The sequence below is a fragment of the Streptosporangium sp. NPDC051022 genome, from assembly GCF_040683035.1.
Classification (GTDB): domain Bacteria; phylum Actinomycetota; class Actinomycetes; order Streptosporangiales; family Streptosporangiaceae; genus Streptosporangium.
In genome coordinates, this window is record NZ_JBFBCF010000062.1 from 1 (window position 1) to 24,218 (window position 24,218).

At 70.8% G+C, this 24,218-nt stretch carries 19 protein-coding genes; 11 read left to right on the plus strand and 8 right to left on the minus strand.

What is annotated here, in order from left to right:
* The first annotated feature begins 297 nt into the window (after positions 1-297).
* From AB0N02_RS46560 to AB0N02_RS46570, 3 genes are all read left to right on the plus strand, one after another.
* On the plus strand, positions 298-882 hold the full coding sequence (locus AB0N02_RS46560; RefSeq protein WP_363961477.1) for a sigma factor-like helix-turn-helix DNA-binding protein: 585 nt from the start codon (positions 298-300) through the stop codon (positions 880-882).
* Positions 883-987: 105 nt separating this feature from the next.
* Entirely contained in the window at positions 988-1,953 is a 966-nt protein-coding gene (locus AB0N02_RS46565; protein WP_363961479.1) for a LysR family transcriptional regulator, read from the plus strand.
* 193 nt (positions 1,954-2,146) lie between these two features.
* Positions 2,147-5,635 (plus strand): M28 family peptidase, encoded by a 3,489-nt coding sequence (locus tag AB0N02_RS46570; protein WP_363961481.1) that lies wholly within the window; start codon positions 2,147-2,149, stop codon positions 5,633-5,635.
* Positions 5,636-5,735: 100 nt separating this feature from the next.
* Here the strand turns inward: AB0N02_RS46570 and AB0N02_RS46575 are convergent, their stop codons facing one another.
* Positions 5,736-7,583 carry an ABC transporter ATP-binding protein gene (locus AB0N02_RS46575; protein ID WP_363961483.1) on the minus strand — a complete coding sequence of 616 codons (1,848 nt, stop codon included), beginning with the start codon at positions 7,581-7,583 and terminating at the stop codon, positions 5,736-5,738.
* Positions 7,580-9,322 (minus strand): ABC transporter ATP-binding protein, encoded by a 1,743-nt coding sequence (locus AB0N02_RS46580; protein WP_363961485.1) that lies wholly within the window; start codon positions 9,320-9,322, stop codon positions 7,580-7,582. Before AB0N02_RS46580 ends, AB0N02_RS46575 begins: the two co-directional genes overlap by 4 nt.
* Positions 9,323-9,934: 612 nt before the next feature.
* Here AB0N02_RS46580 and AB0N02_RS46585 point away from each other — a divergent pair.
* Genes AB0N02_RS46585 through AB0N02_RS46595 form a run of 3 tightly spaced genes read left to right on the plus strand, consistent with a single transcriptional unit; the run spans position 9,935 to position 12,361 of the window.
* A complete protein-coding gene (locus tag AB0N02_RS46585) occupies positions 9,935-10,432 on the plus strand; it encodes a hypothetical protein (RefSeq protein ID WP_363961487.1) in 498 nt (165 codons plus the stop codon).
* 1 nt (position 10,433) lies between these two features.
* On the plus strand, positions 10,434-11,582 hold the full coding sequence (locus AB0N02_RS46590; protein WP_363961489.1) for a sensor histidine kinase: 1,149 nt from the start codon (positions 10,434-10,436) through the stop codon (positions 11,580-11,582).
* Complete coding sequence (locus AB0N02_RS46595; RefSeq protein WP_363961491.1) at positions 11,579-12,361, plus strand: response regulator transcription factor; 783 nt, start codon at positions 11,579-11,581, stop codon at positions 12,359-12,361. The genes AB0N02_RS46590 and AB0N02_RS46595 overlap by 4 nt, the downstream gene beginning before the upstream one ends.
* 146 nt (positions 12,362-12,507) lie before the next feature.
* Here the strand turns inward: AB0N02_RS46595 and AB0N02_RS46600 are convergent, their stop codons facing one another.
* Entirely contained in the window at positions 12,508-14,067 is a 1,560-nt protein-coding gene (locus AB0N02_RS46600) for a hypothetical protein (protein ID WP_363961493.1), read from the minus strand.
* 418 nt (positions 14,068-14,485) lie between these two features.
* Here AB0N02_RS46600 and AB0N02_RS46605 point away from each other — a divergent pair, with 418 nt between their 5' ends.
* Together AB0N02_RS46605 and AB0N02_RS46610 are read left to right on the plus strand one after the other, a co-directional pair.
* Entirely contained in the window at positions 14,486-17,026 is a 2,541-nt protein-coding gene (locus tag AB0N02_RS46605) for a sensor histidine kinase KdpD (protein WP_363961495.1), read from the plus strand.
* On the plus strand, positions 17,023-17,691 hold the full coding sequence (locus AB0N02_RS46610) for a response regulator (RefSeq protein WP_363961497.1): 669 nt from the start codon (positions 17,023-17,025) through the stop codon (positions 17,689-17,691). The genes AB0N02_RS46605 and AB0N02_RS46610 overlap by 4 nt, the downstream gene beginning before the upstream one ends.
* 12 nt (positions 17,692-17,703) lie before the next feature.
* Here the strand turns inward: AB0N02_RS46610 and AB0N02_RS46615 are convergent, their stop codons facing one another.
* From AB0N02_RS46615 to AB0N02_RS46635, 5 genes are all read right to left on the minus strand, one after another.
* Complete coding sequence (locus AB0N02_RS46615) at positions 17,704-18,573, minus strand: PaaX family transcriptional regulator C-terminal domain-containing protein (RefSeq protein WP_363961499.1); 870 nt, start codon at positions 18,571-18,573, stop codon at positions 17,704-17,706.
* Positions 18,570-19,187, minus strand: coding sequence for a GNAT family N-acetyltransferase (locus AB0N02_RS46620; protein ID WP_363961501.1), 618 nt, complete (start codon positions 19,185-19,187; stop codon positions 18,570-18,572). Before AB0N02_RS46620 ends, AB0N02_RS46615 begins: the two co-directional genes overlap by 4 nt.
* Positions 19,188-19,469: 282 nt before the next feature.
* Entirely contained in the window at positions 19,470-20,126 is a 657-nt protein-coding gene (locus AB0N02_RS46625; RefSeq protein WP_363961503.1) for a 4'-phosphopantetheinyl transferase superfamily protein, read from the minus strand.
* On the minus strand, positions 20,123-20,962 hold the full coding sequence (locus AB0N02_RS46630) for a metallophosphoesterase (protein WP_363961505.1): 840 nt from the start codon (positions 20,960-20,962) through the stop codon (positions 20,123-20,125). The genes AB0N02_RS46625 and AB0N02_RS46630 overlap by 4 nt, the downstream gene beginning before the upstream one ends.
* Before the next feature lie 162 nt (positions 20,963-21,124).
* A complete protein-coding gene (locus tag AB0N02_RS46635; RefSeq protein WP_363961507.1) occupies positions 21,125-22,147 on the minus strand; it encodes a hypothetical protein in 1,023 nt (340 codons plus the stop codon).
* Between the two features lie 280 nt (positions 22,148-22,427).
* Between AB0N02_RS46635 and AB0N02_RS46640 the strand changes: the two genes are divergently transcribed.
* Genes AB0N02_RS46640 through AB0N02_RS46650 form a run of 3 tightly spaced genes read left to right on the plus strand, consistent with a single transcriptional unit; the run spans position 22,428 to position 23,960 of the window.
* Positions 22,428-23,048, plus strand: a complete 621-nt coding sequence (locus AB0N02_RS46640; protein ID WP_363961509.1) for an SIS domain-containing protein — start codon at positions 22,428-22,430, stop codon at positions 23,046-23,048.
* Positions 23,045-23,278, plus strand: coding sequence for a HypC/HybG/HupF family hydrogenase formation chaperone (locus AB0N02_RS46645; protein WP_363961511.1), 234 nt, complete (start codon positions 23,045-23,047; stop codon positions 23,276-23,278). Before AB0N02_RS46640 ends, AB0N02_RS46645 begins: the two co-directional genes overlap by 4 nt.
* A complete protein-coding gene (locus tag AB0N02_RS46650) occupies positions 23,265-23,960 on the plus strand; it encodes an SIS domain-containing protein (protein WP_363961513.1) in 696 nt (231 codons plus the stop codon). Before AB0N02_RS46645 ends, AB0N02_RS46650 begins: the two co-directional genes overlap by 14 nt.
* The last annotated feature ends 258 nt before the right edge of the window (positions 23,961-24,218 follow it).

Sequence of the window (24,218 nt, forward strand, 5' to 3'; positions counted from 1 at the left end):
GCATCGGGGTGGGGTGGTGGCGGGGTTGCGTGCGGTGGTGGGGCAGAGCGTGAGCGCGGGCGCGGCGATCTGTGACATCCGCGACACCTGACCCGACCGGCTCAGGCCAAGCGAGCGGGAGAGCGCGGCGGTGGGATGGTTGGGGTGGGAGAGTGTGATGGAACGGGGGATCGGGGCGATGGTAGTGCCAGCCCCCCTATGAAGAGCGGTGCCGCCGTGACTGACCTTCGGGGCTGGGCGGGGAAGAGTAGTGGGGGTCACCTCACCTCGTCCCTGCAAGCCTGGAAGGCGGATCCCATGAACTCAGCTCTGCGGGTGGTCGCGGTCCCCACGGCGGACGCACTGCTGGAGAGGCTCACTCCGGCGGAGCGAGCGGTGTTCGTACTCAGGGAGGCGTTCTCCTACGGCTACCGCGAGATCGCCGATGTCCTGGATCTGTCCGAGGCCGGCTGCCGGCAGCTCCACCGCGACGGCAGCCGCCGCATCGGCGGGCCCCGTGTGTTCGAGGAACCCGGTGTGCGCAGGCGGTGGAACGTCGACGGCTTCATGCTGGCCGCCATGGAAGGCGACCTGGCCGCGCTGGAGCGGATCCTCGACGCCGACGTGGTCGCCTGGACCGACGGCGGCGAGGAGGCCGCCCCCATGGTGGGCGCGCGGGAGGTCGCCCGCTACGCCGTACGTGTGCTCGCCCGCTTCGGCGAGGCGGCCGAGATGCGGCACACCGAGGTGAACGGTCAGACGGCCCTCATCGCCCGTGTCGACGGCAGGCTCGTGGGAGTCATCGTGATGGAGATCGTCGAGGACCGTATCACCGCGCTCTGGTCCGTCCTGAACCCCACCCGGCTGGCCGACGTCACGCGAAGGACTCCCGGAGCCGAGTGAGCGCTCTCCCGGTCTGTCCTGAAAGGTCCCATACAACCTTAGAGGTCGGTGAAATCGCTATTAGATTTTCATTAAAAAGATAGGGTTTCTCCCTATCATCACCGCATGGACATGGAAATGCGCCATCTTCAGGTGATCCACGCGATCGCCCAGCACGGCAGTATCTCCAAGGCGGCCTCCTCCCTCGGTCTGTCCCAGCCCGCGCTGGCCGGTCAGCTCCAGCGCATCGAACGCATGCTCGGCGGCCGCCTGTTCGAGCGGGCGCACGAGGGCAGCCGCCCCACGCAGCTGGGCGGCTGGATCCTCGAGCGGTCCGGATCGCTGCTCCACGCCTTCGGCACGCTGCAGCGAGACGCCCGCCACTACGTCGAGCGGGGCACCGGCAAGGCCCTCGTGCGGGTCGGATGCGCGCCCATGTCGCTGGCGGGATACGTCAGCAACTGCCTGTACGACCTGGTGCCCGACGTCGACTTCACCATCCGCACCGAGGAGTCCATGGACACCCTGCACTCCTTCATGGCCACGGGCAGGCTGGAGCTGGCGGTCCTGGGCGACTACCCCGGCTACGAGCTGACGCCGCCCCCCGGAGTGGTGTACGAGGTCCCCGTCATCGAGCCGATCTTCGTGGGGGTGTCGGAGTCCCACCCGCTGGCCGGGTATGAGGAGATCGACCTGGCGGACCTGGCCGACGAGGAGTGGGCCATGCCCCCGCACGTGGAGATGGGGCACAGGGAGCACTTCTGGGACGCCTGCAGGCGGCACGGCTTCGCGCCGAAGCTGTCCTTCTCCGTCAGCTCCAGCCTCGCCTACGACCTGATCAAGGCGGGCAGATGTGTGGGGATGTTCCAGGCGATCTATCAGGAGCAGCCGGGAGTCGTCGTCCGCCCGCTGGTGGGCACCCCCATGCTGTTCCGGTACATCATCGCCTGGACCCGGCACGGCCCGCTGGCCGACAAGGTGGTCTCCCTCATCAGTACCGCGATCCGCGCCTACTGGAGCGAGGCGCTGAAGATCCCCGTCTACGCGACGTGGCTCGAACGCCACGGGCAGCCCCTCCACTTCCCCCCGTGAGGTTTCCCCGGTACGGCCTCCCGTGAGCGCCTTGACTTGGGTTGTCCGGTTTGGCGACACCCCATAGCAATGCGCTATGGGGAGCTGGAGGGTTTCGCGTATGGCCCGGCGATGACAACTTTGGTCCAGCCCTGGCCGGCCACGGCTCCTTGGTCCCTTCCCCCCAGGGGACTTTTGAGAGGAGTCATCCAGAGTGAGATCCAAGCTCAAAACGGGCGCCGTCGCCGTACTGGCGACAGCGACCCTGGCGGCGACCACGCTAGCGGGCACCGCCGGCGCCTACGCCGCGGGTAGCGCGGCCCCCTACACCGCGGCGGCGAAGAAGCCGACCCCGGTGGGAGCCGCGCCGAAGTCCGAAAGGGCCTTCACCCGTCCGACCCCCGAGGGCCAGAAGCGCGCCGTCGCCCTCGCGGACAAGACCATCGCCGCCCAGAGCGCCAAACTCGTCAAGAGCGAGGACGACGTCTTCTCCCTGGACAAGGCGACGTCGGTCGGTGGTGCGCAGTACCTCACCTACAACCGCACCTACCGCGGTGTGCCGGTCTACGGCGGCGGCGTGGTCGTCGCCACCGACGGCGCGGGCCTGAAGGTCGCGACCCTCGAGACCGCGCAGAAGACCGAGCTGAACCTGGACACCAAGCCCTCGCTGTCGGCGAGCAAGGCCGCGAGCAAGGCTCGCACCCTGGTGGCCAAGGTCGACAGCGTCAGCACGCCCAAGCTGGTCGTGCACGCCCTGGCCGAGACGGGCGCGCCCCGTCTGGCCTGGGAGGTCGTCGTCAGCGGCAGCTCCAAGACCGCCCCGAGCGTCCAGCACGTCTACGTCGACGCGCAGAACGGCTCGGTCCTGAGCAACTGGGACGCGGTCAAGGCCGGCACCGGCCAGGGCTTCTACAACGGCAACGTCACCATCACCACCAGCTCCGGGTACACGATGCGGGACGGCACCCGCAGCGGCCTGGCGTGTGGCGGCCAGAACGGCTCGGCCTACACCAAGAGCACCGACTCCTGGGGCAACGGCCAGGGAACCAACCTTGAGACCGCCTGCGTGGACGCCTACTGGGCCGCGCAGAAGGAATGGGACATGCTCAAGGAGTGGTTCAACTACAGCGGCTTCAACGGCCGTGGTGGCGGCTTCCCGGCGCGCGTCGGCCTGAACGACGTCAACGCGTTCTGGAACGGCTCGTACACCAACTTCGGCCACAACCAGGCCAACAACCAGCAGGCCACCCCGATGGACGTCGTGGGCCACGAGTACGGCCACGCCATCTACCAGTTCGCCGGTTCCGGCGGCGGCACCGGCAGCGGCAACGAGGACGGCGGTCTCAACGAGTCCACCGGTGACATCTTCGGCGCGCTGCTGGAGGCCTACGCCAACAACCCGAACGACCCGCCGGACTACACCGTCGGCGAGGAGGTCAACCTGGTCGGCAGCGGTCCGATCCGGTACATGTACAAGCCCTCGCAGCACAGCGGTGACCCGGACTGCTACAGCTCCTCGATCCCCAACACCGAGGTGCACGCCGCGGCCGGCCCGCAGAACCACTGGTTCTACCTGGTCGCCGAGGGCACCAACCCCGGTGGCGGCAAGCCGACCAGCTCGGTCTGCTCCGGCCCGTCCAGCCTGACCGGTATCGGCATCCAGAAGGCCGGCCAGATCTACCTGGCCTCGCTGCAGCTGCGGACCTCCGCCAGCCGGACCCACGCCCAGGCCCGCGCCCAGACGCTGACCGCCGCCAAGCAGCAGTTCCCCAACAGCTGTGTCGAGTGGAACGCGGTCAAGGCCGCCTGGACCGCGGTGAACGTCCCGGCCGGTTCCAACGAGGGCACCTGCACCATCCAGAACCCGAACGACTTCTCCGTCTCCCTCAACCCCACCTCCGGCAGCGTCCAGGCCGGTCAGTCCGCGACCTCGACCGTCGGCACCACGGTGACGGCCGGCAGCGCCCAGTCCATCACGCTGCGCGCCAGCGGCCTGCCGTCGGGGGCGAACGCCTCCTTCAGCCCGGCGACCATCACCGCGGGCCAGTCCTCGACGCTGACCATCACCACCTCGTCGACCACGCCGAACAGCACCTCCTCGGTGACGGTCACCGCTGACGGCACCGACGTCGACAAGACCGCGACGTACACGCTGACCGTCGGCGGCGGCGGCCCCGGTGGCGGCGAGGTGCCGGACATCAGCGTCGCGAACGTCAAGGCGCACCTGCAGCAGCTGCAGACCATCGCCACCAACAACGGCGGTAACCGCAGGTCCACCGGCGCCGGCTACACCCAGTCCGTCAGCTACGTCGAGACCAAGCTGCGCGACGCCGGGTACACCGTCAGCCGCCAGAGCTGCACCTCGGGCTGCACCGGCGGTGCCGGTCCCAACCTGATCGCGGACTGGCCGGGCGGTGACGCCAACCAGGTCGTCATGTCCGGCGCCCATCTCGACAGCGTCGCGGCCGGGCCCGGCATCAACGACAACGGCTCCGGCTCCGCCACCCTGCTCGAGGTCGCGCTGACCCTGGCCGCCAAGAAGCCCACCATGACCAAGCACGTGCGCTTCGGCTGGTGGACCGACGAGGAGCAGGGGCTGCTCGGCTCGAAGTTCTACGTCAACTCGCTCAGCTCGACCGAGCGTTCCAAGATCAAGGTCTACTACAACTACGACATGGTCGGCTCGACCAACGCGGGCTACTTCATCAACAACATCAACACCGCCGCGGCGACCGACCTCAAGGCGTTCTACACCAAGCTGAACCTCCAGCCGGAGGAGAACGTCGAGGGCGCCAACCGCTCCGACGACGCCTCCTTCCGCAACGCCGGCATCCCCACCTCCGGTGTGGCGGCCGGTGCCAGCGCCACCAAGACCTCGGCGCAGGCGACCAAGTGGGGCGGCCAGGCGAACAGGGCGTACGACTCCTGCTACCACTCCGCCTGTGACACCACCAGCAACATCAACGACACCGTCCTCGACCGGGCGGCGGACGCGGCCGCGTACGCGATCTGGAAGGGCGCGGTCGGTGGCGACACCCCGCCCCCGACCGACGACTACTCGGTCTCGGTCAACCCGTCCTCGGCCACGGTCCAGCCCGGCGGCTCGGCCTCGGCGACGCTGAGCACCCAGACCACCTCGGGCAGCGCCCAGTCGGTCTCGCTCAGCGCCAGCGGCGCCCCCTCCGGCGTGTCGGTGAGCTTCAGCCCGGCGACCATCACCAGCGGCCAGAGCTCCTCGGTCAGCATCACCACCTCCGCCGGTACCGCGGCGGGCACCTACACCATCAACCTCAACGGCACGGGCACGAGCGCGAACCGCTCGGCCTCCTTCACCCTCACCGTCGGCGGTACCGGCGGCGGGCGCACCTTCACCAACGACACGCCCTTCGAGATCAACGACGGCTACCAGGACTCCACCGACATCGACGTCGCCCTTGACGGAGCCGCCGGCAGCACGTTCACGGTCACGGCCGACATCCAGCACTCCTGCTCGCAGGACGTGCGCATCACCCTGGTCCAGCCGAACGGGACCTCACGGGTGCTGAAGTACGAGGCCTACGAGGCGTGCACCGAGTACAACGGGCCGGTCAGCTTCACGGTGAGCAACCCCTCCCGGCTCGGTAACGGCACCTGGTCGCTCGTCGTCGGCGACTACTTCCAGGGAGACACCGGAATGGTCAACTCCTGGAGCATCTCCTTCTGACGGCGGACCGGCGGAACGGAGAACGACGAACAGAGCACGCAGCGGTGGCCCGGACCTCCCGAAGGTCCGGGCCACCGCCCGTTTCCGGTCTCCGGCGAGGTCACTCGGGGACGTTCGGAAGGTCCGAGATGCTGTCCAGCCACGCCCGGTGCAGGCCGGCGAAGCGGCCCGCGCCCTCGATGAGCCGGTCCGGCGGGCCGTCCTCCACGATCCTGCCGCCGTCCATCACGAGCACCCGGTCCGCGATCTCGACGGTCGACAGCCGGTGGGCGATGATCAGGGCGGTACGGTCCGCCAGGATCGTGCGCATCGCCCGCTGCACCAGCCGCTCGCCGGGGACGTCGAGGCTGGAGGTCGCCTCGTCCAGGATCAGCACCGCCGGGTCGGCCAGGAAGGCGCGGGCGAACGCCACCAGCTGCCGCTGCCCGGCGGACAGGCGGCCGCCGTGCTTGCCGACCTGGGTCTCGTACCCTTCGGGGAGCGCCGAGACGAAGTCGTGGGCGCCGACGGCCCGGACGGCCTCGACGACCTCGGCCGTGGTCGCGTCCGGCCTGCCGAACCTGACGTTGTCGGCGATGGAGCCGGCGAAGAGGAAGTTCTCCTGCGTCACCAGGACCACCGCCGTACGCAGTGACCGCTCACCGAGGTCGCGCAGGTCGACCCCGTCCAGCAGCACGCGCCCCGCGACCGGGTCGTAGAACCTGGCGACCAGCTTCGCCAGCGTGGTCTTCCCCGCCCCGGTGGTGCCGACCAGTGCCACGCTCTGCCCGGCGGGAATCGTCAGATCCATCCGGGGCAGCACGGGGGTGCCGTCCAGGTAGGAGAACTCGACCGCCTCGAACCGTACGCGGCCGTGAGGGCGCTCCAGCGGCACCGGGTCGCGCGGCTCGGGGACGGCGGGTCTCTCCTCCAGCACGCCGGAGAGCTTCTCCAGCGCCGCGCCGGCCGACTGGAAGGTGTTGTAGAACTGCGAGATCTCCTGCATCGGCTCGTAGAACTGGCGCAGGTAGAGCAGGAACGCGGCGAGCACGCCGATCGTGACCTCGCCGCCGATGGCCAGCCATCCGCCGTAGAGCAGGATCGCCGCGACCGTGACGTTCCCGATCAGTTTGACGCCCGGCGTGAAGAGCGCGATCAGGTGTGCGCCGCGCACGTTGGCGTCCCGGTAGTCGGCGTTGAGCCGGGAGAAGATCTCCTGGTTGCGCGGCTCCCTGCGGAACGCCTGGACCGCGCGTATACCGGTCATCGACTCCACGAAGTGGACGATCACCAGCGCCACGGTCTCCCGGGTCCTGCGGTAGGTGATGCTCGACTGCCGCCGGAACCAGCCGGTGAACAGCAGCAGGAACGGCAGCGGCAGCAGGGCGGCCAGGCCGAGTTTGACGTTCAGGAACAGCAGCAGGACCGCGGTTCCCACCAGCGTCAGCACGGCCGTGACGAGCCCGTCGAAGCCCGACTCCAGCATCTCCGAGATGGCCTCGATGTCGGAGGTGAGCCGGGAGACGACCCGGCCCGAGGTGTAGCCGTCGTGGAAGGACAGCGACAGTCTCTGGAAGTGGGCGAAGACGCGCCGCCGCAGCTCCAGCAGGATGTCCTGGCCGATGCGGCCCGTCTTCCCGAGGAACACCTGCCTGGTCGCCGCCTGGATCGCCGCGGCGGCCAGTACCGCCACGACCACGGTGACCAGCGTGCCCGGTCCCTCGCCCGAGGTCATCGGCGGGATGCCCGCGTCGATGCCCACCTTGACCAGGTAGGGGATGGCGAGCGTGGCCGCGTTGCAGACCACGATCACGGCGACGAGCAGAATGATCTCCCTGCGGTACGGCCGCAGCAGGTCGGCCAGCAGCCGCCTGGAGCGGGCACGGAGCAGGAACGACACCTGCTCGGGCAGTTCGTCCTTGTCCTCGGCGGCGACGCCGCGCCAGTTCCGCGTGTCGGTCCCGGTCATCGCAGCGCCTCCCGTCCGTCCAGGTCGGCTCCGTCCAGGTCGGCTTCGCCCAGGTCTGCCGAGAGCAGCGCGCGGTACTCCGGCACGCTCGCCATCAGCTCGTGGTGACGGCCCACGTGGGCGATCGTCCCGTCCAGCAGCAGGGCGACCTTGTCGGCGAGCAGTACGGTCGAGGCCCGGTGCGCGACGACGATCCCGGTGGCGTCCCGCAGCACGTGCCGGAGCGCCTCCTCGACCAGGGCCTCGGTCTCGACGTCCAGCGCGGAGAGGGTGTCGTCGAGGACCAGGATCTTCGGCCGGGTGAGGACCGCGCGGGCCAGGGCGAGGCGTTGTCGCTGTCCGCCGGACAGCGACATCCCCTGCTCGCCGATCCTGGTCTGCAGCCCCCACGGCAGGTCGTGGACGAATCCGGCCTGGGCGACCTCGAGGGCCGCCTCCATCTCCTCCTCGGTGGCGTCGTGCCGTCCGAGCAGGAGGTTCTCCCTGACGCTCATCGAGAACAGCGTCGGTTCCTCGAAGGCCGTGGCGACCATCGAGCGGAGCGCCGGCAGCGAAAGGTCCCGCACGTCGTGGCCGTCGACGGTGATCCGGCCCGCGGTGACGTCGTGGAGACGGGGGACCAGGGCGGTCAGCGTGGTCTTGCCCGAGCCCGTCGCCCCGACGATCGCGACCGTCTCGCCCGGGCGCACCTCCAGCCAGACGTCGTGGAGCACCGGCTCGGCGGCGCCGGGGAAACGGAACCCGACGCCCTCGAAGCGCAGATGCCCGCGAGGCCGCTCGACCACGCCCGTGCCGCCGACGATCTCGGGTTCGGTGTCGAGCACCTCCATCACGCGGTCGGCCGAGGTCATCGCCTCCTGGCCCATCACCATGATGAAGCCGAGCGCGGAGATGGGCCACACCAGCTGCAGCATCAGGGTGGTGAAGGCCACCAGCGTGCCCAGGGTCAGCAGTCCCGAGCCGGCCGCGAGCGCGCCGAGCAGCAGTACGACGGCGAGGGTGACGTTGGGGATCACCTCGAGGAAGGTGAAGAACCGCGCCGAGAGCCGCACCTTCTCCATCGCGGTCCGGTGGAGCTTCCGCGCCCCCTCGTCGAAGACGCCGAAGACGTGCGAGGCACGACCGAAGGCCTTGATCGTGCGGATGCCGATCGCGGACTCCTCGATCACGGTGGCCAGGTCGCCCTGCTGGTCCTGGACCTGGCGCGAGACGTCGACGTACCTCCGTTCGAAGCGCAGCGAGATGAGCACGATCGGCAACGCGGACGCGGCGACCAGCAGGCCGAGCGGCCAGTACATGTTCAGCAGCAGGCCGGTCACCGTCACGATCTGGACGCTGATCAGCACGAGGAAGAGCAGGCCGAAGCCGAGGAAGCGCCGGATCGTGGCCAGGTCGGTCGTCGCGCGGGACAGCAGCTGACCGGACTGCCAGCTGCCGTGAAAGCTCATCGGCAGCCGCTGCAGGTGCTCGTAGAGGTCGTCGCGGATTCTGGTCTCCATGTCCAGGACGCCTTCCGCGAGGAGCCACCGGCGCAGCAGGATCAGCAGTGCCTCGACCACGCCCAGGGCCAGGGCGAGCAGGGAGAGGGGGAGCAGGGCCGCGGTGTCGCCCCGGGCGACGGGCCCGTCGATGATCTCTCTGCCGACCAGCGGGATGGCGATGCCGATCCCGACTCCGGCGAGGGCGGGCAGCCAGATGAGGATCAGACGGGTGGCGTAGGGGCGCAGGTAGGACTTCAACCGCCATAGCGAGTTGGTCCTGGCGCGCCGCGGGCGGGGGATCGAGGGCCTATGGGTACCGGATTCTCGCGCTTGGGCGACGGTATCTGGGGGCATCGGCAGGCAGCACGCTCCTCACTGTCTTCAGTTGATGGGATCACCGCCCGGAGTAAGGGCCCATTAAGGCTAAAACCGTCGTCAAACGGTTTTCCGTCGCGGGTTCCGGCGTTCCGCCGGATCGATGCCGCGCCTCCGGTACGAGGTGACCATCAGAGTCTCCGTGGCCTCCTGAAAATGGGCAACTGTCCTGGAAGTCGGCCTACACTGGCATTTAGGCAACATAGCCGGAAAGCCGCTGGATATGGTGACTGCATGCCTTCACTGCGTCCGATGTATTTTATCCGCTATATCCACATTTCTCCGTGACGCCTATTTCGGGTCTTTTAAGCGTCATATCCTGAATTTTCTTTGACGTCGAGTTCCGTGCCGCCCGTGTCCTTCGCACGCCGTGCTCGGCCGTGCCGGGAAGCTCGGCCGTGCCGGGAAGTCCGGTCTCCACCCGGAGGTGGAGATCCCCCGTCTCCACCCGCGCTCCGATGCGGCGCGAGGCCGCCCTTCCCTACTGTCGCCGTCATGGATCCGATGCAGCTCGCCGTCACCACCCTCGTCATCGTCGTGTTCGTCGTCTACCGCCAGATGGTGACGCGGCGGACCGACCGGCGTGGCCTTCTCGTCCTCGGCCTCGTCATGATCGCGGGTGGTCTCGCCGGCGGCGGCGTCGTCGACACCGGCCGGCCCCTCCTGAGCGCCGTCATGCTCGCCGTGGAGCTGGCCTTCGCCGTGGCCTTCGGTGCCGTCCGCGCCTCGACCGTGCGGGTGTGGCGGGACGAGGCGGGGGTCACGTGGTCCAAGGGAACCCGCTGGACCATGCTGGCCTGGCTGCTCTCCTTCACCGGCCGTGCCGCCCTGTTCGCCGTGGGCACCGCGCTGGGCCTCACCGCGCCGCCCACCGCCGCACTGGTCTTCGCGGGCCTGACCATCTCGGTCCAGTCCCTCCTGGTCGCCCGCCGGGGCCGGGCGCTGACCGGCACCGCCGTACGGGAGAGGGAGGTCTCCCCGATAGCGTCGTGATGTGACCACCAACCGTCAGGAGAACGCGGACCGTCGGCGGAACGGGAGAGGAGGGGAGAGCGCGATCGTCCCCACCGTCCTGCGCCTGGGGGTGGTCGTGCTGTTCGTGATCGGGCAGGCCAGGTCCCGGCCGGGCTTCGGCCTGACGGGGGAGGGACTCGTGATCACGCTCCTGACCGTCGCCGTGGCCGTCGCCCTGCTGGTCGCGATCCTGCTCCCGCAGCGGGGCGACTCGCCCCCGCCCTCGTTCCTCGGGGTTCCCGTCAAGATCGTCGCGTTCTGCCTCGCCGTCCTGTGCGCCGTCGGCCTGGACACGATGGCCAACGACGGTCCGGCCATCGCCGTGCTGATCTTCGCGGCCGGGGCCGCCGCGGTCAGACACCCCTTTCCCCACTCGCTGCCGGTCGGGGCGCTGGGCCTGGCGGGGCTGCTGACGGCCGGAGCGATCACCGGCGACATGGATCGGGCGCTCAGCCTGGCCTTCAGCCTCTGCCTGGTCTTCCTGATCGCCTACTCGATCAGGCAGCGCCGGGCCGTCAGGAACGCCGAGGGGCGCGAGGCGGTGCTGGCCGAGCGGGCCCGCATCGCCAGGGAGATCCACGACATCCTCGCCCACTCCCTGTCGGCGCAGATCGTGCACCTGGAGGGGGCCAGGCTGCTGCTGCGCGCCGACCGGTCACAGGAGGCCCTCGACCGGGTCGAACGCGCCAGGGACCTGGCCAAGAACGGTCTCGAGGAGGCCCGCAGGGCCGTGTCCGCCCTGCGGGAGGACCTGCCGCCGCTGCCCGCCGCGCTGAGGGCGCTGGCTGAGGAGTTCCGGGCCGTCACCGGCAGGGAGTGCACGCTCCTGCTGTCCGGCCGGGAACGCCGCCTGCCGCCGGAGACCGAGCTCGCGGTGATCCGTACCGCCCAGGAGGCCATCACCAACGTGCGCCGTCACGCCCCGGGCTCCGCGGCGACCGTACGGCTCGGCTTCCATGGCGGCTCCTGCGAGCTCGAGGTCACCAACCCCGCCGGGGATTCGCCGGGTACACCAGGAGGAGGATACGGAATCATGGGCATGCGAGAACGGGCCGAACTCCTCGGCGGGACCCTCGAAGCCGGCGAGAGCGGCGACGTGTTCCGGATCCGCCTGCGGGTGCCGTCGTGACCGCCCGGGTGCTGGTGGTCGACGACCAGGCCGTGGTCCGCGACGGGCTGGTGCTGCTGCTGGGCCTGCTGCCGGACATCGAGGTGGTCGGCTCCGCCGGTGACGGGGAGGCCGCGCTGCGGCTGGTCGCCGAGCATCGGCCCGACGTGGTGCTGATGGACCTGCGGATGCCGAGGGTGGACGGGGTCGAGGCCACCCGCAGGATCCGCGAGGGGTTTCCCGGCACCCAGGTCGTGGTCCTGACCACTTACTCCGACGACGAGTCGGTCTTCGCGGCGCTGCGGGCCGGAGCCCGCGGCTTCCTCACCAAGAGCGCGGACGCCGACGAGATCGCCAGGGCCGTCGCGGCGGTCATGAACGGTGACGCCCAGCTCGATCCCAGCGTGCAGCTGCGCCTGCTCAACACCGTGACGGGACACCAGGGTCCGCCCGGCGCCACCGAGCCCGTACCGCCGTCCGCCGTGCAGCCGCCCGCAGGCCCCGGGTCCCCGCCGGAAGATCATCCGCAGCCGCGGCGGACGGCCCGTCCCGCGCCCGGGAGGCAGGCGGGACCGGGCGGCGGGCTCCCCGGCCCGGCGCCCGACGGCCTGACCCCGCGTGAGATCGAGGTGCTGCGCCTCATCGCCAGGGGACTGTCGAACGCCGAGATCGCCGCGGTCCTCTTCATCGGCGAGGTCACCGTCAAGACGCACATCAACAACCTGTTCGCCAAGGCTCGTCTGCGCGACCGCGTCCACGCCGTCACCTACGCCTACCGCCACGGCCTGGCCGAGCCGTAGACGGGCCGGGCGACGGGCCGGGCGACGGGCGGGGAGCAGGGCCGGCGAACGGGCTCCGGCCCGGCTCCCTGAGATCCGCACCCACCCTGTCCGGCCCGGCTCCCGGCTCCCGCCGGAGCCCGGAGACGGGCCGGGCAGGGGACCGGTCAGATGCCCGGGCCCGGGACCGGGATCAGGTCGGGGCCGACGATGTGACCCTGGTGGTGCTCCGGGGCGTTCTGGTCGTGCCGGAAGTGCCCGGCGTACCAGACGACGACGTTGGTGTCCTGGACGCTCTCGCCGTTGACGAACCGGTCGATCGCCGCCTGGTTGTTCGTGTGCGGGTTGTCGTCGTACAGCTCGCCGTCCCGCTGACGCAGGAACCACAGGTCGGCGATGCCGTAGACGTCGGCGGTGTTGTCGTGCTCACCGGGTACGATCCGGTACCCCCTGCCGCTGGACTTGTCGGTGACCTGCCAGAAACGGGCGGGCTTGCGGCGCTTCCTGGAGACCTCGCGCACGATCGGCGTCGGCTTGAGGCCTGCCGGGGTGTCGTCGAACTGCTCGATCAGGTCGTGGGCCGACCCCTCGACGTCGAAGTCGAAACGCCAGTAGACGTGGTGCCGGTGACGCATGCAGGTGCGCGGGTTGCGGACTCCCGCGAAGCCGAAACGCGGCTTGATCACGCCGTCGTCGGCCAGGCGCCACTCGGAGGCGTAGCGGTACCAGCCCGCCGCGATCTCGCTGACGATGCGCAGCTCGCCGTCGGCGTAGTGGAGGGCCACCCCCTGGAAGTTGCCCGCGTCGTTGTCGGGACGCTCCAGGATCGTCTTGGGCGACCGGTCGCAGAGCCGCCAGCCCCAGCCGACCGGGTCGGTGCCGGCGGCGGAGAAGCGGGTCTCCTGGTTCTGCCAGTCACGGAAGGTGACGCCGTCCTCCTCGTACTGGACGTTGAGGATCGGCACATGCGCCTGGCGTAGCACCAGCCTCCCCCGGTAACGGACGTCGCGGAGCTCGACGCCCGAGCCGGCGCCGGGGTTCTGGGGGGCGGAGGCGCGGGGCCGTACGACGACGAGGTTCCACAGTTCGGTTCCCTCGTCGACGACGCGCAGCCGTACCGCGTCGGGGCCGCCCCGGTCGCGCAGGCTCTCGACCCCCTCGGGCAGGTGCGACTCGCAGTCGCCCGGGTGCAGGGCCGCGCTGACTCCGGCGGGGGACCAGTCGACGGTGCCCGCCGCGACGTCCACGGCGACGATGCGGTGCTTGGTGTCGCCGCCGGGGGAGTAGACGCCGAGGGTCGGGCGGCGGACGGTGGTGCCGTCCTGCCTTTCCAGATCGGCGAGCGGCGGCATCGGCTGGTAGACCACCACGTCGTCGCCGGCGGGGAAACGCTCGTCGGCCCGCAGGATCGCGGCCGCCGCCCGCAGCTCCTCGGGGCGGGGGTTGGGCCGGTAGGCGCTCGGCAGGACCCGTGCCTCCTCGGGCCGGTCGATCGTGCCGCGCAGCTCGACTCCCCGGTTGGAGACCGGGTCGAAGACGTTCGCCCTGAACTCGGCTCCCTCGCCCGGCTCGTGTCCCAGGGCCGCCGCCTCGCCCAGGATGAGCCGGTCGGCGTCTGCGTTCTCCAGATGGGCGAGCACCGCGGGGTGCGTCTCCGCCACCTGCCGTACCTGATCGGCGGACAGTCCCGCCCTGTCGATCGCCTCGATGATCACTTGTGTGGTCATGGTGATCTCCCCGTTGTGAGATTCGACGATCGCCGCCGTCCCCGAACTTCCGCGGCGTCTCTTGCTTCGCTGATGTGACGAGGAAAGCGACGGGAAAGTTTCCTATTCGACGGGATTCGTTAAGCCGAGTACGACGTGGCGGCATCCGGCCACGCCCGCCAGCCCGTATCGGTGGGCCGATACCCCGTGGGGCGGGTGTAGGGATTGCGTCAATAAAAGCTGTGAAGGCGTATGGAACCCATCAAGACGCGCAAAAATCCATATATCTCACGCTTTCCTTGCTTCGTGGCCTCCATCCGGCGACCGGCCCCGTGCGACTCATCGAGGAACGAGGACGACCGGGGTCCTGGAATCCGGACCGCCCTCGGCAAGGGATGATCGTAGGAAGACGAACCGGACAGAAGGACGTGAGCGGGCGATGAACGGGGCACGCGGGCAGCTGCGCGTCTACCTGGGCGCGGCCCCCGGCGTCGGCAAGACCTACGCGATGCTCGACGAGGGGCACAGACGGCTCTCACGCGGCACGGACGTGGTCGTGGGCCTCGTGGAGACCTACGACCGACCACTCACCACCGCGCTGCTGGCGGGCCTGGAGATCGTGCCACGCCGGTCCGCGCTCTACCGGGGGACGGTTTTCACCGAGCTCGACACCGACGCCGTCATCGCCCGCCGCCCCAGGGTGGCGCTGATCGACGAGCTGGCGCACACCAACGTGCCCGGCTCGCGCAACGCCAAGCGATGGCAGGACATCGAGGAGATCCTCGACGCCGGGATCGACGTCATCTCCACCGTCAACATCCAGCATCTGGAGTCGCTCAACGACGTCGTCCACGAGATCACCGGGGTCCCGCAGCGCGAGACCGTGCCCGACGAGGTGGTGCGGCAGGCGGACGCCGTACAGCTGGTGGACATGGCGCCCGACGCGCTGCGCCGCCGGATGGCCCACGGCAACATCTACCTTCCAGAGAGGGTGGACGCGGCGCTGTCGAACTACTTCCGGGTGGGCAACCTGACCGCCCTGCGCGAGCTGGCCCTGCTGTGGGTCGCGGACAAGGTCGACGACCAGCTCGACCGCTACCGCGCCGAGCACGGCATCGCGGGGATCTGGGAGGCGCGCGAGCGCGTGGTGGTCGCGCTGACCGGCGGCCCCGAGGGGGACACCCTGGTACGGCGGGCCGCCCGGATCGCGGACAGGACCAAGGGCGCCGACCTGCTGGCCGTCCACGTGACCCGCTCCGACGGCCTGAGCAGGACGGATCCGGCGAACCTGGTGCGTCAGCGCGCCCTGGTGGAGAGCATGGGCGGCACCTACCACCAGGTGGTCGGCGACAGCGTGCCGCGCGCGCTGATCGACTTCGCCGGCGGGGTGAACGCCACCCAGCTGGTGCTCGGCGCGTCCCGGCACGGCCGGTTCGCCCAGATCTTCTCCCGGGGCGTCGGGATGACCACCACCGCGCTGTCCGGGCCGATCGACGTCCACATGATCACCCATGACGAGGCGAGCAGGGGCGTCCGCGGCGACCGGCCGCGGGCCGTGCTCACCCGCAGGCGCAGGATCGCCGGATGGGCCATGGCGCTGCTGGGCATTCCGGCGATCACCCTCCTGCTGGTCTCGGCCAGGGAGGAGATGAAACTGTCGAGCGGGATCCTGCTGTTCCTCCTCATGGTCGTCGGCGTCGCGCTCGTGGGAGGCATGTGGCCCGCCGTCACCGCGGCCGTGGCCGGATTCCTGCTGCTCAACTACTACTTCACCCCGCCGGTCGACCGGTTCACCATCGCCGACCCGGAGAACCTGCTCGCGCTCAGCGTCTACGTGCTGGTCGCCGTCATGGTGAGCGCCGTCGTCGACCTGGCGGCCAGGCGCACCAGGGAGGCGGCCCGCGCGAGCGCGGACGCCGAGGTGCTGTCCACGCTGGCGGGCCACGTGCTGCGCGGGGAGGCGGCGCTGGTGTCGCTGCTGGCGCGGCTGCGCGAGACCTTCGGGCTGACCTCGGTCACGTTGCTGGAGCGGACGGGGGAGCCGGCGCCCGACGACCGCTCGGAGCCCGAGGCGTGGCGGATCGTCGCCACCGCAGGAGGGCCGCCCTGCACCACACCGGGGGCGGCCGACACCGACGTGGTGATCGACCGGGACCTGGTGCTCGCCGCGCGCGGCCGGTTGCTCGACGCCGCCGACCGCCGGGTAGTGGAGGCGTTCGCCGCGGAGGCGGCGGTCGCGCTGCGCCAGGAGCGGCTGCGTCACGAGGCCGACCTGGCGGGGCCGCTCGCCGAGGCCGACAAGATGCGCACGGCGCTGCTCGCAGCCGTCAGCCACGACCTGCGCACCCCGCTCGCCTCGGCCAGGATCGCCGTCGACAGCCTGCTCAGCACCGAGATCGAGTGGTGTGAGGAGGACCGGCGGGAGCTGCTGGCCACCGCCGACGAGTCGCTGGTCAAGCTCGACCGGCTGGTCGCCAACCTGCTCGACATGAGCCGTCTGCAGGCCGGTGTGCTCGGCCTGGCCCTGCAACCGATCGCGGTCGGCGAGATTCTCCCGCGCTCCGTCGCCGACCTCGGGCCGCTGCGCGACCGGGTCGAGGGCGACATCCCCGCCGACCTGCCCGAGGTGCTCGCCGATCCGGCCCTGGTCGAACGGATCCTGGTCAACGTGATGTCCAACGCCGTGCGCTACAGCCCGTCAGGAGAGAAGGTCCTCGTCACCGCCAGCTCCTACGGCGGCGACGTCGAGGTCCGCGTCATCGACCGGGGACCCGGCATCCCGCGCGACGCGCACGACCGGGTCTTCATGCCGTTCCAGCGGCTCGGCGACCGCGACAACCACACGGGCGTCGGTCTCGGCCTCGCGCTCTCCAGAGGGCTGGCGGAGGCGATGGGCGGCAAGCTCGCTCCGGAGGAAACACCAGGGGGAGGTCTCACCATGATCCTGACGCTGCCCGTCGCCACCCGGGAGCACGCATGACACGCGTCCTCGTCGTCGACGACGAACCGCAGATCCTGCGCGCGCTGCGCATCAACCTCCTCGCCCGCCACTTCGAGGTCGCGGTCGCCGCCGACGGCGGCGCGGCCCTCCGCGAGGCCGCCGACTGGCATCCCGACCTGGTCGTCCTCGACCTCGGACTGCCGGACATCGACGGGGTCGACGTGATCCACGGGCTGCGCGGCTGGACCAGCGTGCCGATCATCGTGCTCTCCGGGCGGGCCGGGAACCAGGACAAGGTCGAGGCGCTGGACGCCGGAGCCGACGACTACGTCACCAAGCCGTTCAACATCGACGAGCTGTTCGCCCGCATCAGGGCGGTGACCCGCCGTACCGCCGTCCACGACTCCGAGCTGGCCAGGGTCAAGGTCGGCGAGCACGTGGTGGACCTGACCGACAAGACGATCTCCGGGGGAGTCCGGATGACGCCCACCGAGTGGCATCTGCTGGAGATCCTGCTGCGCAACCCCGGCAAACTGATCAGCCAGCGCCAGCTGCTGACCGAGGTCTGGGGCGCCAAATATCTCAAGGAGACCCACTACCTGCGTCAGTACATGGCCCAGATCCGCAAGAAGCTGGAACCCGACCCCGCCCGCCCGGTCCACCTGCTCACCGAGCCGGGCATGGGTTACCGTTTCCAGCCCTGAGCCGGGGGCGGGTCAGGGACGCACGACCTCGCGGACGACGTCGGCGTAGAGGCGGAACAGCAGGGCAGGTGAGGCGTCGTCGTCCCGGCGCAGCAGGTGCGACCAGCAGCGGGCGAGGACGTCGCGGGCCGCGGTGCCCGGCCAGGGCTGGGGGAGCAGCTCGGCGGGCAGCAGCGGGTCCGGCTCCATGGCCCGGGTGAACTCCGCGGCGAGCTCGATCGCGATGGTGAGCAGCTCCGTCCGGGACAGCGCGCCGGGCCCCTGGAGCCGGTCCAGGCGGGGACGGGCGACGGCGACGAGCCGCCGGTGGCGCTCGGCGATCTCCTCCAGCGGCCACAGCAGCGCGGCCAGCCGGTGCGGGTCCCGCTCGCCGCCCACGCGCAGGTGCGGGCTGACCACGTAGGTGACGCCGCCCGCGACGCCCAGCTCCCTGGCTCTGGCCTCGACGAGGTCGTCCCAGGCGTTCGCCGAGACGTACAGGCCGCCCTGCAGCGCCGCCCCGCCCAGCCGCAGGATCGTCTCGCGGAGGGAGTCACGCGCGGCTCTGGCGGACTCTGGCACCGCGAAGGCGACCAGGTGCCAGGTACGGTCCCACGGAGCCAGGCCGCGATCCTGGCGGAAGGCGTGGCGGACGAACTCGACCGCGGGGGTGAACGACAGCCAGGCGTCCGCGCTGACCCGCAGCAGGGCCTTGCGGCCCCGGCCCTCCTGGGAGAAGCGGCCCTCCTCGACGAGCCGCTTGACGCACAGGCGGACCTGCTGGTCGCTCATCCCCAGCGCGCTCGCGACCGCGTAGAGCTCGCCCGCGTCGACCGTGGCGTCCTCGCGGACCATGCCGTGGACGAGCGTGCGGGTGGAGATCTCGACGGGTTCCCCGCTCACGGCCGCCCGCCCTTCCCCGCGGCGACGGAGCGGGACATCCTCGTCACGGAGCCGAAGCCCATCGGCTCGCGGAGGCAGGGCGTCCGCTCGGTGCGGACGGCGACGAAACCGCGCCGTTCGTACAGCGCCCTGGCACGCGGGTTGGTGTCGACGACGTCGAGGCGTACCCGCCGGCAGCCGAGCCCGGCCGCGACGGCGACGACCTCCTCCAGCAGAAGCCCGCCGACGCCCGAACCGCGGAACGCCGGATCGACGGCGATCCCGTCCATCACCAGCTCTCCCGGCGTCTCCCCGCGTTCGAGCAGGGCGAGCACCGCCAGGCGCGGCAGGCCCGTGAGCCATCCGTAGGCGCGCAGGACGTCGGCCGGTGATCCGCCGGTGAGCGCCCGCCCGGCGTGCCGGTACCCCGCGAGCCCGATGAGCCGCCCGTCCGCGAGCGCCACGACGGCCCTGTCCGGGTTCAGGTGCGCGGCGATGAACGCGACGCCCTTCTCCGGCGGCCCGAGCGCGGCGCCGAGCTTGCGGCCGAACGCCTCCCAGTACAGCTCCGCCGCCCGCCGTCCCGCGCCGGAGGGCAGTGCCCGCCGGATCTCCACAGTCGCATTTCCCATCATGTCTATCGATCATAATACGATCGTTTGAAGAACGATAGTTTTGCTGTTGTTCGCGTACATGGAGGAAGCACGACGAACCAGATGTCCGGCCCGGAGGCCGTGGGATGAGCCGTCGCGGAGGCTCCTGACAGGGCCCACCCGCTGGATCCGGGCCGGTCACGACCCGGGCACCCACGCCGGAGACGACGCCGGAGACGACGCGGCGACACAGAGGAACGACACAGAGAGACGACGCGGAGAGACGGCCCGCGGCCGTGGATCTCGCCGGAGAGCGGGCGTGTGTCACCCGCGGGACGGCGGCCCGCCGGGTACGGCGATGGCCGTCACCAGCAGGCCGTCGGCCACGAGCCACTGCCCGGTGAACCCCGTCAGCCTCCGTCCCGCGACCAGCGGGCCGGGGACGAGCAGTCGGGCGGTGAAACCACCCGAGGGGGCGAAGGTGACGTGCGCCTCCTCGAAGTCCAGCCAGCGCCGGGCGAGCGGAAACCAGGCCTTGTAGACGCTCTCCTTGGCGCTGAACAGCAACCGGTCCCAGTGGATCCCGCCGCCGAGCCGTTTCAGCGCGCTCCGCTCATCGGGGAGGGAGACGGCGGGCAGAACCCCGTCGGGAAGCGGTTCGTGGGGCTCGGCGTCGATGCCGACGGTCAGGGCCTCCAGCGAGACGGCGGCGGCGCGGTACCCCGCGCAGTGGGTGATGGCGCCCGTCACCCCCCGCGGCCACCCGGGCGCGCCTCGCTCGCCGGGCAGGATCGGCACCGGCGGCAGCCCGAGCCTTCCCAGGGCCTGCCGGGCGCAGTGGCGGGCCGTGGTGAACTCACGCCGCCGCTTGTCCACCGCGCGGGCGACGGCGGCCTCCTCCTCGGGCAGCAGCGCGGCGTCCGGCGGGTCGCCGAACGCCTCCGCGCTCGCCACCCAGGAGGGCAGGATCTTCTCGATCATGGGGCGGGGTGGGGGGCGGGCAGGATCCGGCGCGGTATGCCCGGCGGGGTCGGGCGGGGCCGCCACTCGCGGGGGTAGCCCAGGGAGACCTCCTCGAAGCGCACGCCGTCGTACCAGGTGGTCCGGGGAATGTGCAGATGGCCGTAGACGACCGCGGCCGCCCCGAAGCGCAGGTGCCAGTCCGCGGTCCGCTCGGTGCCGCACCAGATCGCGAACTCCGGGTGCCGGAGGATCAGGGTCGGCTCGCGGACCAGCGGATAGTGGTTGACGAGCACGGTGGGAACGTCCCGGGGGAGGGCCGCCAGCCTGCGCTCGGTCTCGGCGATCCTGGCCCGGCACCACGCGCCGCGGGAGGGGTACGGGTCGGGGTGGAGGAACATCTCGTCGGTGCACACCACCCCCTTCTCGTGGGCCAGGGCGAGCGCCTCCTCCTCCGTCGCGACGCCCGGCACGCGGAAGGTGTAGTCGTACAGCACGAACAGCGGGGCGACGATCGCGGGACCGCCGGCTCCCTCCCACACCGGGTAGGGATCCTCCGGGGTCACCACCCCGAGGTTCCGGCACACCTCCACCAGGTGCCGGTAGCGTTCCTCACCGCGCAGCTGGACCGGGTCGCTGGGGTGGGTCCACAGCTCGTGGTTGCCCGGTGCCCACACCACCTTCTCGAACCGGCCGGCGAGCAGGCCCAGCGCCCACTCGACGTCGGCGACCGCCTCGGAGACGTCTCCGGCGACCAGCAGCCAGTCGGAGGCCGAGGCCGGCTTCAGCTCCTCGACGATCCTCCTGTTCTCCCGGTAGCCGATGTGTAGATCGCTGATGGCCAGCAGCGAGGTCATGCGCGCACCGCCCTAGGCGACTCGGGGGTCATCCGGGCCACGGCGGCCCGATGGTTGCCATCCGTCACGGCGGGAAGGGGGCCGCGCGGTTCCTCGTCGTCCAGCACCGCCGCCTCCGTCTCACCCGACCGATGGCAGGAACATAACCGGGAACGATGACGATCACCAAGAGCGCGAGGCCAGAGCCGCGATGCGCTCCACCACCCTCCGCCCGGCGAGCCTGCGCGCCTCGGAGGTCAGGCGTCCGGCCTCCGCGACCGTCCCGGCACGCAGGCCGAGGTGGCTCAGCGCGACCAGCAGCACGGGCTCGGCGTAGGAGAACTCGTCCCCGCCCACGACCCGCAGGCCCCGCCTCAGGTGCCGCTCCGCCTCGGGGAACCGGCCGGCCAGGATCTCGCCCCAGCCCAGGACGGCGAGATACTCCGCGTGCGGGGCGGGCTCCGCCTCCGTCAGCCCCTCCATGATCGCGGCACTCGCCGTCAGCGTGTCACGGGCGGCCTCGATCCTCCCGGTCAGCGTCTCGCACAGCCCGGCCAGCGCCAGGGCGCCCGCCTCCGTGACCGGGTCACCGTTCCGGCGGGCCGGCCACCTGGCCCGCTCCGGCGCCGGGTGCTCGGGCGGCCGTCCGTCGAGCACGCTCGCGATCCCGTGTCCCACGACGAACGCGGCCGTCCCGCGAGAGGGGGCGTCGCCCAGGCGCGCCAGCTCCGCGCCGAGGAGCGCGCGGGCCGCGCCGTAGTTTCCCAGGCCGCACTCGACACGCGCGTATCGCGCGACCGCGGACGTCCGTACGGCGCCGGGCAGCCGGAGGGCCGGCCGGGTGATCTCGCGGAGCAGGTCCCTGCTCTCCTCAAGGCGTCCGGCCAGGGCGAGCGCGCGGCTGAGCGGCTCCAGCAGCGAGACATGACGGGGGCCGTCGCGGTGTTCCGGCGGAAGGGCGCTCAGCGCGGCCCGCAGCCAGCAGACGGCGGTCTCCGGCGCCGACCTCATGACGACCTCGGCGGCCGCCAGGACCGCCGGGGCACCGTGGTCCTCGCCGTGTCCGCCGCCGTGTCCGCCGCCGCGGTCACAGACGCCGCCACGCTCACCGCCGTGGCGCGGGGCGCGTGGAACGGGCCCGCGCCAGATCCCGGCCCCCTCGTACGGGCGGGCCTGCTCCGGATGGACTGCCGATTCGTTCCCCACCACATCATTACCTGATCAGGTCGATCTTCTATTGTCAACATTACCTACCGATTTATGGGTAAATACTTTTTCCCGGCCCGACGGCCCTCGCGACGGGCACCCTCGCCCGCTCTGCGGGCCTTCGCCTCTTCGGGGGATCCGGTCCGTCGGATGTGTGTGACGTGGGAAAAAGATCACATCTGTGAGCGGACCTTTACTCCGGTTTGTGGCGTCAAAGGTGTCGGCCCTCCCGTCACACAACGTAGCCTGACAGCTACCGTAGATAACGGAGTGTTCACATATGCCAGTGACATCGACCATGCATCCGGCGGTGGGTGAGGCCTTCCTCAGGCGTGACCGTGCCGGCCGGGCTCTTGCCGCCGACTCCGAACGCATCGCCAGGGCGTGCCAGGAGATGGCGGTCAGGTTCCGCAAGGGCGGAAAGCTGATCGTCTTCGGCAACGGCGGCGGCGGCACGGACGCGGCCCACATCACGGTCGAATTCATGCACCCGGTCATCGTCGGCAAGAAGGCGCTGCCCGCGGTGGCGCTGAACAACGACTCCGCCACGGTCACCGGGGTGAGCAATCGCGAGGGGCTCTCCGAGATCTTCGCCCACCAGGTGCGCCAGTGGGCGGACCCGGCCGACATGGCGCTGGGGATCTCCCGCGACGGCCGGTGCGAGAACGTCCTGCGGGCCCTGGAGACGGCCAGGGAGCTCGGCCTGTTCACCCTCGCGCTGGTCGGAGGCGACGGCGGGGCCATCATGCGCAGCCGGGCGGCCGACCACATCCTGGTCGCGGCCTCGGACGACCCGGCCGTGGTCAAGGAGATCCACGTGACCGTCTACCACGTCCTGTGGGAGCTGGTCCACGTGCTCTTCGAGCAGCCGGGCCTGATCGCTGACGGGAGGACCGGATGAACGGGCCCGGGGACTGCGCGGCCGGCGGATGCGTCACCTGCTCCGACGAGGCGGTGCCGGTCACGGTCATCAGGCTGACCGGCCGGGAGCTGGCGATCGTCGACGCCGACGGCGTCCCGGAGGAGGTGAGCGTGGCACTGGTCGACGCGTCGGCCGGCGACACGCTCCTCGTGCACGCCAAGGAGGCGATCGCCGTGATCGCGAGGGGGAGCGCCGATGAGCACGCTTGAGGATCCCCGCGCCGACGGGGTGCGCGGGCTGTATCCCTTCCTCTATCCGGGGCAGGCCGATCTCGACTCGGTGCTGGCCGACGCGTGCCGGTCCACCGAGGAGAAGGCGGCCGAGATCGTACGGCTGCGCTGGCAGATGGCCGAGGTCGCCGGAGACGAGCTGGCCGAGTGCGCCGAGGAGATGGCCATCCGGTTCGCCTCCGGGGGCAGGCTGTTCGCCTTCGGCAACGGCGGGAGCAGCACCGACGCGCAGGAGGTGGCGACCACCTTCCTGCACCCGCCATACGGGCTGTCGCTGCCCGCGCTCTCCCTGACCAGTGACGTCGCCGTGGTCACCGCGCTCTCCAACGACGTGGGGTTCGACGTCGTCTTCGCCCGGCAGCTGGCGGCACTGGGGCGGCGCGGGGACATCGCAGTCGGCCTGTCGACGAGCGGTGGTTCCTTCAACGTGCTGCAGGCCTTCGAGGAGGCGGCGCGTCAGGGCATGCTCACCATCGGCCTGGCCGGCGACCAGGGCGGAAGGCTGGCCGAGCTCGACCTGCTCGACTACCTGTTCGTGGTGCCGTCGTCGTCGGTGCACCGCATCCAGGAGGCCCAGACCACCGTCTACCACGTGCTGTGGGAGCTCACCCAGCACGCGCTCGGAGCGGTGCCGGCCGAGCGGATCCACGACACCGGCTGAGGAGGCCCGAGGCGGTCCCGGGCGGACGGGGCGCGCCGTGACCGGCACCGCGGTTCCCCCTGATCGATTCACGATCCATCGACACGGACATCGACATCGACGAGGAAACGGGGGCCCACATGACGGCACCGACGGAGGCGGCGGGCGGCGGCCCGCGGCAACAGGAAGAGCCGGTCGTTCACATTCTGTGGATCAACGCGGGGTTGAGCTGTGACGGGGACTCGGTGGCGTTGACCGCGGCGAGTCAGCCGAGCATCG

Coding starts and splice junctions, on each gene's coding strand:
- AB0N02_RS46560 (WP_363961477.1), top strand. CDS start 298: ATGAACTCAGCTCTGCGGGTGGTCGCGGTCCCCACGGCGGACGCACTG.
- AB0N02_RS46565 (WP_363961479.1), top strand. CDS start 988: ATGGACATGGAAATGCGCCATCTTCAGGTGATCCACGCGATCGCCCAG.
- AB0N02_RS46575 (WP_363961483.1), bottom strand. CDS start 7,583: ATGACCGGGACCGACACGCGGAACTGGCGCGGCGTCGCCGCCGAGGAC.
- AB0N02_RS46585 (WP_363961487.1), top strand. CDS start 9,935: ATGGATCCGATGCAGCTCGCCGTCACCACCCTCGTCATCGTCGTGTTC.
- AB0N02_RS46600 (WP_363961493.1), bottom strand. CDS start 14,067: ATGACCACACAAGTGATCATCGAGGCGATCGACAGGGCGGGACTGTCC.
- AB0N02_RS46605 (WP_363961495.1), top strand. CDS start 14,486: ATGAACGGGGCACGCGGGCAGCTGCGCGTCTACCTGGGCGCGGCCCCC.
- AB0N02_RS46610 (WP_363961497.1), top strand. CDS start 17,023: ATGACACGCGTCCTCGTCGTCGACGACGAACCGCAGATCCTGCGCGCG.
- AB0N02_RS46620 (WP_363961501.1), bottom strand. CDS start 19,187: ATGATGGGAAATGCGACTGTGGAGATCCGGCGGGCACTGCCCTCCGGC.
- AB0N02_RS46625 (WP_363961503.1), bottom strand. CDS start 20,126: ATGATCGAGAAGATCCTGCCCTCCTGGGTGGCGAGCGCGGAGGCGTTC.
- AB0N02_RS46630 (WP_363961505.1), bottom strand. CDS start 20,962: ATGACCTCGCTGCTGGCCATCAGCGATCTACACATCGGCTACCGGGAG.
- AB0N02_RS46640 (WP_363961509.1), top strand. CDS start 22,428: ATGCCAGTGACATCGACCATGCATCCGGCGGTGGGTGAGGCCTTCCTC.
- AB0N02_RS46645 (WP_363961511.1), top strand. CDS start 23,045: ATGAACGGGCCCGGGGACTGCGCGGCCGGCGGATGCGTCACCTGCTCC.
- AB0N02_RS46650 (WP_363961513.1), top strand. CDS start 23,265: ATGAGCACGCTTGAGGATCCCCGCGCCGACGGGGTGCGCGGGCTGTAT.